The following is a 14221-nucleotide window of genomic DNA, read 5'->3' as shown; positions in this document are numbered from 1 at the left end:
CCGTCCTCGGTCCGGCGCGATTGAGTTGGATACAGAGGGCCCCTGGTGGACGCGCCGGCCGCTGCGGGCGGACACGTCGCCCCGGCCCCCTCCGGTCTCTTGCGGGTGCGCGTGTCGGGGCTGGTGTTACATGCGGCTCAGTGATGCTGCCGCGAACAGGACGTCTCTGATCGCCTCTCGGTCGCCCGACTGGCCTGCCGCCGCTTCTTCGGGGGAGACGTGGCCCGCTGCCAGCTGGCAGAACTCCACGCCGTCCAGGGCCACGTGGGCCACTTCGCGGTCGGGGGAGGCCAGGGCGCCGGGGGAGTCGAGCGGGATGAGCCATTCGCCGCCGCCGAGGCCCTCGATCTCCAGGCGCAGGCTGCGGCCGGGGGTGCCGGCCGGGACCAGGTGGGGGGTTTCGCCGGGGGCCGCGAGGCCTGCCTGGCGGCGGGCGGCCAGGGCCGAGGGGAGCATGCGGGCACCCAGGTCGATCATCGCGTGCAGATGGCGGGGCGAGGGCGGTTCGTAGGGGTAGTCGACCGCGTCGGCGATGTCTCCCGCGTGGACCCAGGTCTCGAAGGCCCGGTCCAGCATGGAGTCCCGGAGCGGGAGTTCGAAGTCGCCGTACGGGACGGGGAGGCGGCCGGAGCCTCCGCCGGCGAAGGCGACCGTGCGGACGAGGTTGTGGGACTGCTCGCGCCAGGGGCCGCGGACGGAACGGGTGGGCGGGACGTGGGCTGCGCCCCAGAAGGCTTCGGTGCGGGCCGAGGGAGTGGGGTCGGGGGTGGGGGTGCCCGTCCGGGTTTCCAGGGGGTCCTCCAGGCCCAGGGTGACGGCGACCAGGCCGTCCACGGTCAGGAGGTGGGCGATCACTCCGGCGACGGTGGTGCGCCGGCTGATGGGTTCCTTGCCGTCGAACCAGCGCAGTCGCACCGGGGCGTGCCACTCGGCGTCGCCGATGTCCTGAAGCAGGGCGTCGAGGCGGGCGGTCTCCGCGTCGTACGGGGTGGCCCAGGAGGGGACCGGGATGCGGGGCGGGCGGCGGGTGAGGCAGGCCTGCAGGACCCGGGTGCGCAGGGCGGGGTCCAGGTCGAGGGTCTCCGGCGGGTGCAGGAGGCCCACTGCCTCACGTAGGCGCAGGGCCTCGTCCGCGCAGGCGCCGCAGTCGCCGAGGTGGTCCTCCACCGCCGTCGTCTCCTCGGGCGAGCAGGCCGCCAGCGCCCAGGCGCCGAGCAGCGCCTTCAGTACCCGGTGTTCGAGGATGAGGGGTGGCGTGGGGAGGGGGAGGCCTGTGTCCTCTATCGAGGTGCGGGGGATGGGGATGCGCGGGGGCGATTGGGGGGTGTGGTCTGGTTCTTCGGAAGGGTTGTGGCTGTTCACCTTGCGCCCCCTCGGTCGGGGGGTGTTCCTGGCGTGTCGTGGGCCGTGGAGAGGAGTTGCAGGCCCAGGCGCAGGCGGCGGCGGGCCTCGTCCGCGGTGACGCCGAGGTCCGCGGCGGTCTGGCGGTAGTCGCGGCGCTGGAAGTAGGCGAGTTCCAGGGCGGTGCGCAGCGGGGTCGGCATGGACGTGACGATGTAGTCCGCGCGGGCCGCCACGGAGGCGCGGCGGACCTTGCGTTCCAGTTCCTCGGTGTCGTCCGTGCCGTCCTGGGCCAGCGCGGCGGTCTCCGTGGTGCGCAGACGCTGTACGGCGAGGCGGTGTGTCAGGGTGGCGACCCAGGAGCGCAGGGGGCCCTGCTTGGGGTCGTACGACTCGGGGTTCTCCCAGACGTGGGCGAAGACCTCGCGGGTGATGCCGTCGGCGGCGTGCTCGTCTCCGAGGACGCGATGGGCGAGACCGTGCACGAGTGAAGCGAAGCGGTCATAGAGCTCGCCGAGTGCGGCGGCCTCCCCCCGTGCGAGCCGCTGTTGCATCTTGCGGTCCCAGCGGGGTGGCGTGTCCCTCCTGGCCATGCGGCCCCCTCGCCCCTGTTCGTGCCGTACGCCTGTGCCCGTGTCCACCGGATTCTCCTCTCCGGTCTCCTCACGAATGTAGTCGGCACCCGTGGTGACGCACGCCCCTTTGTGGCAATGCGCGCCCCGGGAAGGGGGCGGGGTGATAGGGGAATTGTCGCGGTGTGTGTGGCAGTTGTTACTTTGGGTTGGGTGGTGGGTGAATTGTTCTGATTGGGGGTGGCCGGGTTGGAGTGCGGCTGATCGGAAGCGGTCGTGTGGGGTGCGTTTCGATTCGAAATTCCGTGTTTCGCGGCGCGAGGGGTGGGGCAGCCACGCAGCAGGGAAGCGTAGTTGTGGCTTCCGTTTCTGGGTTCGGCCGTATGCGGGTCCGACATTGTCGAGCGAGGGACAGACGCGTGACGCTCAGGGTGACCGAAGGCGAGCAGCGCGGCTGGGCTGTCGTGCGGGTTTCGGGAGAAATGGATCTGGTCACCTCACCCGTGCTGCGGCAGCACGTGCACGAGGCCGTGGCCGACGGGCGGCGGGATGTCGTCCTCGATCTGTCCGGGGTGCTGTTCTGCGACTCCAGCGGCGTGAGCGTGCTCATCGCCTCACGGCGGCTCATCCGGTCCTGCAAGGGGCGCCTGCGGGTCGTTCTCCCGGCGCAGGGAGCGGTGGACGGGTCCCATGTGAACCGGGTGCTGGGTGCCCTCGGTGTGCGCAGGCTGTTCGACGCGTATGCCGATGTCGACGCCGCCGTGGACGACGAGACGAGTTCACTTTCGGCGTGATGACCGTCACGTACGGGGAAGATCATTGAGTGTGTTCGTGACGGCGTTGTCGCGGATTTTCCCCGGTCTTGGCGCAAGCGTCGTTTTCCCGCTCCCCGAGGGGGCCGGTCGTCGTACGCTCCTGCCAGACGCACCCACGTGAGGTAAGGCGGCCCGAAAGACATGGTCAGTACCGAGTACGAGCGGAAGATCGCCGCCCGGTTCGCCGGCTTCGACCAGGACGGCAACGGCTACATCGACCGCGAGGACTTCAACGCGGCGACGAAGGCGCTGCTCGCCGAGTTCGGCACGACGGCCCGCTGTGACAAGGGCCAGGCCCTGTACATCGGCGCGGAGGCCTTCTGGCAGGGCATGGCCGGCATAGCGGACCGGGACGGCGACCAGCGGATCACCCGCGAGGAGTTCGTGAACGGGGCCGTGAAGCGGCTGCGCGACAACCCCGACCGGTTCGCCGAGATCGCCCGCCCCTTCCTGGACGCGGCGCTCGCCGTCGCGGACGCCGACGGGGACGGCTCCGTGACCGTCGACGAGACCGCGCGGATCCTCAAGGCCCTCGGGGTGCCCGGGGAGACGGCTGCCACCGCGGCCGGCGCTCTCGACTCGGACGCCGACGGAGTGGTCACCGAGCCCGACATCGTGAGCGCCTTCGCCCGTTACTTCACGGTGCCCGAGTAGCGCTCCCGGAGCCGGTACTTCAGCACCTTGCGCAGTGTCTCGTTGCGCGGAAGGGCGTCCACCACCTCCAGTTGCTCCGGCAGCTTGTGGGGGGACAGCCCTTCCGCGCGCAGATGGACGGTGACCTCTTCGAGGGTGAGGGGGCGCGTTCCGGTGACCTGCTCGATCACCGCGCACACTCGTTCCCCTCGCTCCGCGTCGGGGAGGCCTATCACCGCTGCGTCGGCGATTGCCGGATGGCTGTGCAGCAGGTCCTCCAGTTCCTTGGCGCTGATGTTCTCGCCCTTGCGGATGATCACGTCCTTCAGGCGGCCCGTCAGGACCAGGTGGCCGGTGGGGGTGAGGTGGCCGAGGTCCCCCGTGATCAGGAAGCCGTCCTCGTCGAAGGCCTCCGTCGTCTGGTCCGGGTTCAGGTAGCCCGTGCACACCGCTTCGCCGCGCAGACGTACCTCGTTGTCCGTGATGCGGATTTCCATGCCCGGTGGGGGTTTCCCCTCCGTCGTCGCCAGGTTCTCCTCCGTGTCGTCCGGGGAGCCCATGGTGATCATCGGGACCTCTGTCATGCCGTACCCGTGGGTGAGTTTGACGCCCATCTCGCGTACGACGGCGTGGTGGACCTCGGGGGGCTTGGGTGCCCCTCCGCCGGCCAGGAGGCGCAGGGTCGGGATGAGTTTGACGTGTGGCTGCTTGCGTTGTTCCGCCAGGAACATGGAGTAGAACGCCGTCGAACCGCCCGCCACCGTCACCCCGTGCTTGCGGTAGCCCTCCAGTGCGTCCGGCAGCGCGAACTTCTCGAAGAGGACCGCCGGGAACCCGTACAGCAGCAGCATGACCAGGTAGTCGGGGCCGCCTATGTGGGCGAAGGGGAACGCGATCGAGCCCGTGTCGGCTTCTGAGAGGTGCAGAGCGTGGGCCAGGCAGCTGCCGCCCGCTATGAGTGAACGGTCCGTGTGCAGGACGCCCTTGGGGTCCGAGGTCGTGCCGGACGTCCAGTAGATCCAGCGCACGTCCGTCCCGGTGGCGGGCGGGGCGGGGAGTGACGCGGGGTCGCCGGTGGGGAGGGTGTCGTACGCCTCGAAGGTGCCGCGGGCGGCGATGCGTTCGGCCATGGCCGTGTGGTCGAAGCCGCGCCAGGTGCCGGGGACCGCGAAGAACTCCGCCTGTGAGGTGTGGAGTGCGAAGGACACCTCGCGGTCGCGGTAGAAGGGGATGACCGGCGACTGGACCGCGCCTAGCCGTGTCAGGGCCATCGCGAGCACGACGGTCTCGATACGGGTGGGCAGCTGCCAGGCGACCACCGATCCGGGGCGTACGCCCATGTCGTGCAGGCCCGCCGCCGTGCGCTCGGCGCCGGCGCGCAGCTCCTCGAAGGTCAGGGTGCGGTCGTCCTGGAGGAGGACCGGGCGGTCGGGAGTGAGTGCGGCGCGGCGCTCGACGAGTTCCCAGAAGGTGCGGGAGGTGCCGAGTGTGTGCGCGGTGTCCGTGGGCATGCCCGTGCTCCTCACCGCTGATGGCCAAGGTAACTGACGGGTAGTCAGGTCGCCTGCAGAGCGTAGGCGTCTGCGCCTTGTCGGTCCAGGGGTGCGGGGCTAGCCTGCCTTCTGACGGGCCATCAGATTTGCCGCCGGAGAGGGCTGGACTCATGACCGAACTGCCCCGGATCATCAGCGTCGACGACCATGTGATCGAGCCCGCCCACCTCTTCGAGACCTGGCTGCCGAGGAAATACCGGGACCGGGGGCCCAAGCCTCTGACGGCGGGCATCGGTGAACTGGCCTACGTGGCGGGCAAGTACCGGATCACGATGGATCCGGACGGGCCGCCGACCGACTGGTGGATCTACGAGGACCTGAAGTTCCCGTACAAGCGCAACATCGCCGCCGTCGGGTTCGACCGGGACGAGATGACGCTGGAGGGCATCACCCGTGCGGAGATGCGGCCGGGATGCTGGGATCCGGTCGAGCGGCTCAAGGACATGGACGCCAACCATGTGGAGGGGAGCCTGTGCTTCCCCACCTTCCCGCGGTTCTGCGGGCAGACCTTCGCCGAGGCGCACGACAAGGAGGTCGCGCTGGCCTGCGTGCGCGCCTACAACGACTTCATGGTCGAGGAGTGGTGCGGGGACAGCGGGGGGCGGCTGATTCCGCTGTGCATCATTCCGCTCTGGGACATCGATTTGGCTGTTGCTGAGATTCGCCGCAACGCGGCGCGGGGCGTGCGGGCCGTGACGTTCTCGGAGATACCGACGCATCTGGGGCTGCCGTCCATCCACTCCGGGTACTGGGATCCGTTCTTCGCGGTCTGCCAGGAGACCGGCACGGTCGTCAACATGCACATCGGCAGCAGCAGTCAGATGCCCGCCGCGTCGCCCGACGCTCCTCCCGCCGTGCAGGCGTCCCTGAGCTTCAACAACGCCATGGCCTCGATGATGGATTTCCTCTTCAGCGGGGTGCTCGTGAAGTTCCCCCGGCTCACGCTCGCCTACAGCGAAGGGCAGATGGGGTGGATCCCGTACGCGCTGGAGCGTGCCGATGACGTGTGGGAGGAGCATCGGGCCTGGGGCGGGGTGCGGGATCTGATTCCCGAACCGCCTTCCACGTACTACTACCGGCAGATCTTCTGCTGCTTCTTCCGCGACAAGCACGGGGTCGCCTCGCTGGATGTGGTGGGGCGGGACAACGCCACCTTCGAGACCGACTATCCGCACGTCGACTCGACCTTCCCGCACACCAAGGACGTTGCCCTCGACCATGTGAAGGGCCTCGACGACGAGACCGTCTACAAGCTGATGCGCGGCAACGCCATCCGCATGCTCGGCCTCGACCTGGACCGCGACAGGTAATGGACCTCTCGTACTCCGCCGAGGACGAGGACTTCCGGGCGCGGCTGCGGGCATGGCTGGGGAAGGTGCTCCCGGGGCTGCCGGCCAAGCCCTCGGCCGACGACTGGCCGGGGCGGCGCGCGTACGACCTCGGGTGGCAGCGGCTGTTGTACGACGCCGGGTACGCGGGGTTGCACTGGCCGGTCGACGCGGGGGGCCGGGGTGCCACGCCGACCCGGCATCTGATCTTCCTGGAGGAGACCGAGAAGGCGGGCGCTCCTTACGTAGGGGCCAATTTCGTCGGGCTGCTGCATGCCGGGCCGACCATCGCCGCCGAAGGAAGCGCCCGGCAGCGGGCGCGATGGCTGCCGCCCGTGCTGCGCGGCGAGGAGGTGTGGTGCCAGGGGTTCAGCGAACCGGACGCCGGATCCGACCTCGCGTCACTGCGCACGCGCGCGTGGCGCGACGGCGACGACTACGTGGTCAGCGGCTCCAAGATCTGGACCTCGCACGCCGAAGTGGCCGACTGGTGCGAGCTGTTGGTGCGGACCGACGTGGAGGCGCCGAAGCATCGGGGGATCACCTGGCTGGCGATGCCGATGGACGCGCCGGGGATCACCGTGCGACCGCTTCGTACGCTCGCCGGGTCCGCCGAGTTCGCCGAGGTCTTCCTCGACGAGGTGCGGGTGCCCGTCGCCAACCGCGTCGGTGAGGAGAACGACGGCTGGCGCGTGACCATGGTGACGCTTTCCTTCGAGCGCGGCACCGCCTTCGTGGGCGAGGTGGTCGCCTGCCGTCGGGTGCTGGGCGAGCTGGCGCGCGAGGCCCGGAAGAACGGCCGGTGGGACGATGTGCCGTTGCGCCGTCGGCTTGGCAGGCTCAACGCCGAGTTCCGCGCCCTGTGGCGGCTGACGCAGTGGAACGTGAGCGAGTCCGAGCGCAGTGGCGGAGTGCCGGGCGTGGGCGGCTCGGTCTTCAAACTGCGGTACTCGCAGGCGCGCCAGGAGCTGTACGACGCGGCGGCCGAGGTGCTGGGCCCCGAAGCGCTCGATCTGGGCCGGGAGTGGACGGTCGACAGGCTGTCGTCACTCTCGTACACCATCGCGGCCGGGACCTCGCAGATCCAGCGGAACATCGTGGCCGAGCGGATCCTGGGCCTCCCGAAGGGACGGTGACCGGTGGATTTCCAACTCAGCGATGATCAACGGGCGTTACGGGCCGGGGTGCGCGAGGTGCTGGTGCGGCGGTTCGGGCGGGAGCGGCTGCGGGCCGCCGTGGGCCCGGGAGGCGGGGAGGGGGGTGCTGTCGGCGGGCTCGATCGGGCGCTCTGGCGTGAGTTGGGCGAGGCCGGGTTCTTCGCGCTGCGGCTGCCGGAGGAGCGGGGCGGGGTCGGGCTCGGGCTGCCCGAGGCGGTGCTCGCCTTCGAGGAGGCCGGCCGCGCGCTGCTGCCCGGGCCGCTCGTGGCCACCCACCTCGCGGCCGGTGAGGTGCCCGGCGCCGCCACCGGCGCGTGCGTCGTCGCCGCCGTCGACGGCAACCTCGTCGAATGGCTGGACGAGGCGGACGTCGTACGGGGAGACGTGAGCGGAGCCGTCGCCCTGCGGTCCGTCGATCCGCTGACGCCCCTGCACCGGGTGCCCCGGGCCGCGCCCCCCGACCCGGTCGCATCCCTGCTGACCGCGGCCGAGCAGCTCGGCTCGGCCGGGTGGACCTGTGCGCTGGCCGTGCAACACGCCCGGACCCGTGAGCAGTTCGGGCAGCCGATCGGGGCGTTCCAGGCGGTGAAACACCTGTGCTCGGAGATGCTCGTGCGGGTGGAAGTGGCCCGTGCGGCGGTGTACGCGGCAGCCGTCACCGCCGATCCGCTCGACATCGCGGCGGCCCGGCTGCTGGCCGACGAGGCCGCCGAGCGCGGGGCCCGCGACTGCCTCCAGGTGCACGGCGGGATGGGATTCACCTGGGAGTCCGATGTCCACCTGCACCTCAAACGGGCCTGGTCGCGGGCCCGTCGCGGCCCGGGCGCCGCGGCGGCCGAGGAGGCGCTCGCGGAGGATCTGACGGCGTCGGCGGCGCGGCCCGGGGCGTGAGCCGCGGAAGCCGGACGGTGCCGAATGCCGCCGATCGTGGCACTCCGGCGAGGGGGCGGGGACGGTCCGAGGGGACGGAAGTCGCGGAACGTGGCATACCGGAATTACCGAGCGTTGATATCGGGTTGTGTCCTACGCGTGACTCGTCACGGCCTGGAGTCGGCGGCCTGCTCCGGTACCTTGTGTGGGATGCGAGTGGTTCTGAGGCCGGGCCATCACGGTGTTGCCCCCGGGGCAGCCCCGGATCCGGCGATGCGTGCCGCTCGCGGGGCAGGAAGCAGGACCGTTCCTGCCTGTTCGACTCCCCGTGGCGAGCGTCGCACAGTATGCCGCACGCGTACTCCTTCGCGCTGGAATATGCCCGAAGCGCTTGTTGGGGTGACTGTACGTCAACCATGCTGTCTCCTGAGGGAATCACGTTCCGTGAGCCCTTTTCTGACCACGATCGTGGCCCTTGCGAGGCGCGAGGCGATGTGTCCGCCGGTTCGGATGGTGTGAGCGGTGCAGGTGCTTCAAGTGCAGCTGGAGATCCGGCCCGACCCCGCGGAGGTGGGGCGAGCCCGGAGGTGGGCCCGTTCGCGGCTCGCGGGTTCCGGGATAGAGGCCGATGAGCCGCTGGCCGAGACGCTGATCCTGCTTGTCTCGGAGCTGGTCACCAACGCCGTGGTGCACACCGGCCGCCCCGCCGTCCTGCGGCTGTTCGTACCGGACGCGGCGAGCGCGCCGACCGCAGGCGAGCGGGCCGTCGGGGACGCCGTCGCGACCGTCCGTCTGGAGGTCGTCGACGCCAGCACCCGGGCCCCGCGCCCGCGGTGTGCGGACGGCGACGACACCAACGGCCGCGGCCTCGCACTCGTCGACGGTCTCGCCGACCGGTGGGGCTGGAGCGCCGAGGGCGCCGGGAAGCGCATCTGGTGCGAGGTGGACCGATGTTCGTCGGCGACCACGCTTGTCACAGGATGCGACGCGGTGCCGGTGGTGCCCTCGGCGGCATCTCCCGTGGTCTACGGGGATCTGGCGTACGAGGCCGTGTAGGCGGCGGTACCCCGCCGGGGCTCGTCACGCGGGAGCGGGCGCTCGGGCACGGGTGCGCCCGCTGGCGCACGGAGGGCACGGAGTCCCGGCCCCGGGTGTCCGGTGATGCCGAGTGCGCCGGGCCGTGCTTCCGTCCGTGCGCGTCACAAAGCGCGCCAATGGCGTGAATCGCCGAACGGGTGTTGACGCCGCGTGTCCGTTTCGTCACGCTTGTGTTCAGCGATTCGCCGTGAGGGGACGTCGGGGTCTTCGGTGACGGGAGCCCTCGGCGAGCGCGGATCGCGATTCGGCGTCGGCTCCTGCGGGGCCAGGGGCAGGCGCGCCGGAGAGCCGGATGGCGGCGCGCGGTGTCGCGCCCGGGGTGGGGTGGGGGCCCTCTCGCCCGGGCGTGGCCGTCCGTGGGGGAGACGCGCCGCCAGCCGGCCCCGGTGGTTCGGAGCGGGGCTCCTGGGTGCCGGGTCCGTCGACGGGTTCGTCAGAGGATCGCGACCGGGGCGACGGGGGTGCCCGTGGCGCCGGTGAACGGTTCGGGCATCGCCGACAGCAGGAAGGTGAAGCGGCCGACTTCTCCACAGGCTGTGGACAACTTTTCGAGGTTCCAGTTCTGGCCCTGGAGCATGCCCATTTCCACCAGGTGGAGGCCGTGGACGGGCAGCCACAGGTCCTCTGTCTCGGGTGGAAATATCTCAAAGGTGAGGGTGTCGTTCGCGACCGCCGCGACATCGCGGGCGTGGAACCACTCCGGGGTGCGCACGGACAGACCGGGCGAGGGGAAGGCGTACCCCTGCTTGTCGCCCGCGAGGAGGAGCTGGATCTGACCGGTACGTACGAGGACGATGTCGCCCGGGCCGACCTTCGTGCCGGTCAGCTCCTCGGCCGCATCGAGGTCCTCCGGGGTCACCGCGTGCCCGCTGTCCAGGCGCCCCACCCCGCGCGCGCGGGCCACGTCCAGCAGGACGCCGCGCGAGACGATGTGCCGGGGCTTGTCGATGCCGTTGAACTCGGCGCCCCCGTGGGCGGTGATCGTGTCGGCGGGGCGGCCGTTGTAGAGCCTGCCCGAGTGCGAGACATGGCTGAGCGCGTCCCAGTGGGTGGCCGCCTGGAGGCCCATCGTCACGGCGTCGTCGCTGCAGGCGATCGTGCCGGGGCCGAACAGCTCCTGGTTGATCTGCACCATCGTGTGCAGCGGATCGACCCGGCCCGGGATCATCCCCGTCTGTACGCCGTCCTGGCGCAGGGGAAGGGCGAGCGGTACGCGCAGGCCGGTCCGGACGTTCGCGGCGGCCTCGCGCACGACCTCGTCGGTGATCAGGTTCAGGGTGCCGATCTCGTCGTCGGCACCCCAACGCCCCCAGTTGTTCACGCGCTTGGCGATCTCGTGGAACTCGGCCGGCAGTGACATGAGTACTCCCCGGGACTTGTCTCCAGGTATCTGACGGGTCGTAGAATCTGAGCCGTAGCAAATCTAACGGACCGTCAGAAACCGCGGGAAGGGGCCGGGGCGTGGGGAACTTCCTGGAAGGCAGGGTCGTCGCCGTGACCGGGGCGGGCCGGGGCATCGGACGCGCGGTGGCACTGGCCGCCGCGGCCGAGGGCGCACGGGTCGTCGTCAACGACTACGGCGTCTCCATCGAGGGCTCACAGCCGAGCAGTTCGGTCGCCGACGCCGTCGTCAAGGAGATCGGGGCGGCCGGCGGGGAAGCGGTCGCCGTGGCCGACGACATCTCCACCATGGCCGGCGGGCAGCGGATCGTCGACACGGCCCTGGAGACCTACGGGCGGCTCGACGGGGTCGTCTGCGTGGCCGGGATCCTGCGCGAACGAATGCTCTTCAACATGTCCGAGGACGAGTGGGACCCGGTCATCGCCACGCATCTGAAGGGCACGTTCACCGTGTTCCGTGCGGCCTCGGCCGTGATGCGGCGGCAGGGTTCCGGCACGCTGATCGGGTTCACCAGCGGCAACCACCAGGGGTCCGTCTCGCAGGCCAACTACAGCGCGGCCAAGGGCGGGATCATCTCGCTCGTCCGCAGCGCGGCGCTCGGGCTCCACAAGTACGGGGTGACGGCGAACGCGGTCGCGCCGGTCGCCCGTACGCGGATGTCCGCGAACGTGCCGATGGAGCTGACGGAGATCGGTGAGCCGGAGGATGTGGCCGCGCTCGTGGTGTACCTGCTGTCCGGGCGGGCCCGGGAGGAGGGGATCACCGGGCAGGTGTACACCGTGGCGGGGCCGAAGATCGCGGTGTGGGCGCAGCCGCGGGAACTCCGTTCGGGGTATGCGGAAGGGGGGTGGACGCCTGAGCGGATCGCTGACTTCCTGCCGGGGACGGTGGGGGTTGACCCGATGCCGTTGTTGGTGCGGGTGGAGGAGATGGAGCGGGCTGCTCGGGCCGCGCGGGGGGCGGGGGCGTAGGGGGCGGTCGTGGGTGGGTGCGGGTGCGTTGTGGCTGGTTGCGCAGTTCCCCGCGCCCCTAAAAGCTGGGCGGTGGGAGGACACCTTGGAATTCGGGTGTACGTCGGAGGATGAAGCCTTTCGCGCTGAGGTGCGGGGGTGGCTTGCGGAGCATGTGGGGGGTGCCGGGGACCGCAGGACCTGGGAGCGGGTTCTTGGACGTGGGGGGTGGATCGGGATCGGGTGGGGGGTGGAGGGGTACGGGAATCGGGCTGTCGGGCTGGGGCGGCAGGTGGTGTGGGCCGAGGAGTATGCGCGGGCCCGGGCGCCCGCGCGCAGTGGGCACATCGGGGAGAAGCTGCTGGCTCCCACGCTCATCGCGCACGGCAGTGAGGAGCAGAGGAACCGGTTCCTGCCGCCCATCGCGTCCGGTGACGAGCTGTGGTGCCAGGGGTACAGCGAGCCCGGCGCCGGGTCCGACCTCGCCGGGATCCGTACGCAGGCCGTGCGGGAGGCGGACGGCGGCTACCGGATCAGCGGGCAGAAGATCTGGACCTCGCTGGCGCACGAGGCGGACTGGTGTTTCGTGCTGGCGCGTACGGAGGCGGGGTCGCGGCGGCATCGCGGGCTGAGCTTTCTGCTCGTACCCATGGACCAGCCCGGGCGGATCGAGGTCCGGCCGATCCGGCAGATGACCGGGACCAGCGAGTTCAACGAGGTCTTCTTCGACGGGGCGCACGCCCGGGCGGAGCATCTCGTCGGCGGTGAGGGCAACGGCTGGCAGGTCGCGATGAGCCTGCTCGGCTTCGAACGCGGCGTCTCCACACTGGCCCAGCAGGTCGGCTTCGCACAGGAGTTGGCGCAGGTCGTGGAGGCGGCCGTCGCCTCGGGGGCGGCCGACGACCCGGTCGTACGCGATCTGCTCGTACGCCAGTGGGCCGAGCTGCGCACCATGCGGTGGAACGCCCTGCGGACGCTGGGGAGTTCGGCGGACCTGGGCGCGCCCAGTGTGGCCAAGCTGATGTGGGGCCGGTGGCATCAGCGGCTCGGGGAACTGGCGATGCGGGTACGGGGGGCCGGGGCGGCGGTCGGCCCCGCGGACTGGTCGGCCGAGGCGCCCTACGAACTCGACGCTCTCCAGCACCTGTTCCTCTTCAGCCGCGCCGACACCATCTACGGCGGTTCGGACGAGATCCAGCGCACGATCATCGCCGAGCGCGTGCTCGGCCTTCCCAGGGAAGCGAAGGGCTGAGGCCATGAAGGGCGTGATCTTCGACGGTGAGCAGACCCAGGTGGCGGACGACCTGGAGATACGGGATCCGGGACCCGGCGAGGTACTGGTGGAGATCTCGGCGGCGGGGTTGTGCCACAGCGACCTCTCCGTGCTGGACGGCACCATCCCCTTCCCCGTACCCGTGGTGCTCGGGCACGAGGGCGCCGGAGTCGTGGCGGAGGTGGGCGCGGGCGTCACGCATGTGCAGCCCGGTGACCACGTCTGCCTGTCCACGCTCGCGAACTGCGGTGCCTGCGCCGAGTGCGACCGGGGGCGGCCCACCATGTGCCGCACGGCCATCGGGAGGCCGCGGCGGCCGTTCCTGCGGGACGGGCAGCCGCTGTACCAGTTCGCGTCCAACTCCGCCTTCGCCGAACGGACGTTGGTCAAGGCCGTGCAGGCGGTACGGATCCCCGAGGACATTCCGATGGCCTCGGCCGCGCTCATCGGATGCGGGGTGCTGACCGGGGTCGGGGCCGTGCTGAACCGGGCGCGGGTCGAGCACGGGGACAGCGTGGTCGTCATCGGGACGGGCGGGATCGGGCTCAACGTGATCCAGGGCGCGCGGATCGCCGGCGCGCTGACGGTGGTGGCGGTGGACTCGAATCCGGCGAAGGAGGGGGTGGCACGGCGGTTCGGGGCCGGGCACTTCTTCACGTCCGTGGAGGGGGTGCGGGACGTGCTGCCGACGGGGGCGGATCACGTCTTCGAGTGTGTGGGGCGGGTGGAGCTGGTACGGCAGGCCGTCGACCTGCTCGACCGGCGGGGGCAGGCGGTACTGCTGGGCGTGCCGCCCGCGGGGGCCGAGGCGTCCTTCCTCGTCTCGTCGATGTACCTGGACAAGTCGATCCTCGGGTGCCGGTACGGGGCCTCGCGGCCGCAGCGGGATGTTGCGCTGTATGCGCAGATGTACCGGGAGGGGCGGTTGTTGCTGGATGAGCTGGTGACGCAGACGTATGCGGTGGGGGACTTCGAGAAGGCGGTCGCGGATGCGCGTCTCGGGCTTGCAGCCCGGGCTGTCTTGACGTTCTAGGAACGTCGGGGCGGATTGCGTGTGCGGGCCCGGTGGGGGCGGGCCTTAAGGATTGCGCAGTTCCCCGCGCCCCTAAAGGCAAAAGATTGCGCCGTTCCCCGCGCCCCTAGGGGGTGGGGGCCGGCGTGGGTTTGTGCGTGCGGGTTCGGTGGGGGTTGGCCGCGCAGTTCCCCGCGCCCCTAGGTACCTAGGGGCG

13 protein-coding genes are annotated in these 14221 nt (G+C 70.8%); 9 read left to right on the top strand and 4 right to left on the bottom strand.

Annotated features, from left to right (window positions below; all coding sequences use genetic code 11):
* Positions 1-126: 126 nt before the first annotated feature.
* Both ACFWGJ_RS31950 and ACFWGJ_RS31945 read right to left on the bottom strand, forming a co-directional pair.
* Positions 127-1362 carry a maleylpyruvate isomerase N-terminal domain-containing protein gene (locus ACFWGJ_RS31950; RefSeq protein ID WP_387331651.1) on the bottom strand — a complete coding sequence of 412 codons (1236 nt, stop codon included), beginning with the start codon at positions 1360-1362 and terminating at the stop codon, positions 127-129.
* A complete protein-coding gene (locus tag ACFWGJ_RS31945; RefSeq protein WP_387331657.1) occupies positions 1359-1934 on the bottom strand; it encodes a sigma-70 family RNA polymerase sigma factor in 576 nt (191 codons plus the stop codon). The genes ACFWGJ_RS31950 and ACFWGJ_RS31945 overlap by 4 nt, the downstream gene beginning before the upstream one ends.
* A 362-nt stretch (positions 1935-2296) precedes the next feature.
* On the opposite strand from ACFWGJ_RS31945, the gene ACFWGJ_RS31940 reads away from it, so the two are divergent.
* Complete coding sequence (locus tag ACFWGJ_RS31940) at positions 2297-2707, top strand: STAS domain-containing protein (RefSeq protein WP_387331655.1); 411 nt, start codon at positions 2297-2299, stop codon at positions 2705-2707.
* A 162-nt stretch (positions 2708-2869) separates the two neighbouring features.
* Positions 2870-3382: an EF-hand domain-containing protein gene (locus tag ACFWGJ_RS31935; RefSeq protein WP_387331649.1), complete on the top strand. Its 513-nt coding sequence runs from the start codon at positions 2870-2872 to the stop codon at positions 3380-3382.
* Here the strand turns inward: ACFWGJ_RS31935 and ACFWGJ_RS31930 are convergent.
* Positions 3361-4872, bottom strand: coding sequence for a class I adenylate-forming enzyme family protein (locus tag ACFWGJ_RS31930; protein ID WP_387331647.1), 1512 nt, complete (start codon positions 4870-4872; stop codon positions 3361-3363). The genes ACFWGJ_RS31935 and ACFWGJ_RS31930 overlap by 22 nt on opposite strands.
* Positions 4873-5024: 152 nt before the next feature.
* On the opposite strand from ACFWGJ_RS31930, the gene ACFWGJ_RS31925 reads away from it, so the two are divergent.
* The 4 genes from ACFWGJ_RS31925 (at position 5025) to ACFWGJ_RS31910 (ending at position 9325) form a co-directional block, all read left to right on the top strand.
* The gene (locus ACFWGJ_RS31925) at positions 5025-6224 is read left to right on the top strand and encodes an amidohydrolase family protein (protein WP_387331645.1); all 1200 of its coding nucleotides are present in this window, start codon (positions 5025-5027) and stop codon (positions 6222-6224) included.
* Positions 6224-7378: an acyl-CoA dehydrogenase family protein gene (locus tag ACFWGJ_RS31920; protein WP_387331643.1), complete on the top strand. Its 1155-nt coding sequence runs from the start codon at positions 6224-6226 to the stop codon at positions 7376-7378. The genes ACFWGJ_RS31925 and ACFWGJ_RS31920 overlap by 1 nt, the downstream gene beginning before the upstream one ends.
* Before the next feature lie 3 nt (positions 7379-7381).
* Positions 7382-8290, top strand: coding sequence for an acyl-CoA dehydrogenase family protein (locus ACFWGJ_RS31915; RefSeq protein WP_387331641.1), 909 nt, complete (start codon positions 7382-7384; stop codon positions 8288-8290).
* Between the two features lie 516 nt (positions 8291-8806).
* The gene (locus ACFWGJ_RS31910; RefSeq protein ID WP_387331653.1) at positions 8807-9325 is read left to right on the top strand and encodes an ATP-binding protein; all 519 of its coding nucleotides are present in this window, start codon (positions 8807-8809) and stop codon (positions 9323-9325) included.
* Between the two features lie 475 nt (positions 9326-9800).
* On the opposite strand, the gene ACFWGJ_RS31905 is transcribed toward ACFWGJ_RS31910, so the two are convergent.
* On the bottom strand, positions 9801-10727 hold the full coding sequence (locus tag ACFWGJ_RS31905) for a cyclase family protein (protein ID WP_387331639.1): 927 nt from the start codon (positions 10725-10727) through the stop codon (positions 9801-9803).
* Between the two features lie 101 nt (positions 10728-10828).
* Here ACFWGJ_RS31905 and ACFWGJ_RS31900 point away from each other — a divergent pair, with 101 nt between their 5' ends.
* The 3 genes from ACFWGJ_RS31900 to ACFWGJ_RS31890 all read left to right on the top strand — a co-directional run bounded on the left by ACFWGJ_RS31900 (position 10829) and on the right by ACFWGJ_RS31890 (position 14025).
* A complete protein-coding gene (locus tag ACFWGJ_RS31900) occupies positions 10829-11740 on the top strand; it encodes an SDR family oxidoreductase (protein ID WP_387331637.1) in 912 nt (303 codons plus the stop codon).
* 85 nt (positions 11741-11825) lie between these two features.
* Entirely contained in the window at positions 11826-12971 is a 1146-nt protein-coding gene (locus ACFWGJ_RS31895; protein WP_387331635.1) for an acyl-CoA dehydrogenase family protein, read from the top strand.
* A gap of 4 nt (positions 12972-12975) precedes the next feature.
* Positions 12976-14025, top strand: coding sequence for a Zn-dependent alcohol dehydrogenase (locus ACFWGJ_RS31890; RefSeq protein WP_387331633.1), 1050 nt, complete (start codon positions 12976-12978; stop codon positions 14023-14025).
* The last annotated feature ends 196 nt before the right edge of the window (positions 14026-14221 follow it).

This window comes from Streptomyces sp. NPDC060205 (genome assembly GCF_042728395.1).
Classification (GTDB): Bacteria; Actinomycetota; Actinomycetes; order Streptomycetales; family Streptomycetaceae; genus Streptomyces.
This window is presented reverse-complemented; position numbering and strand designations above follow the sequence as displayed.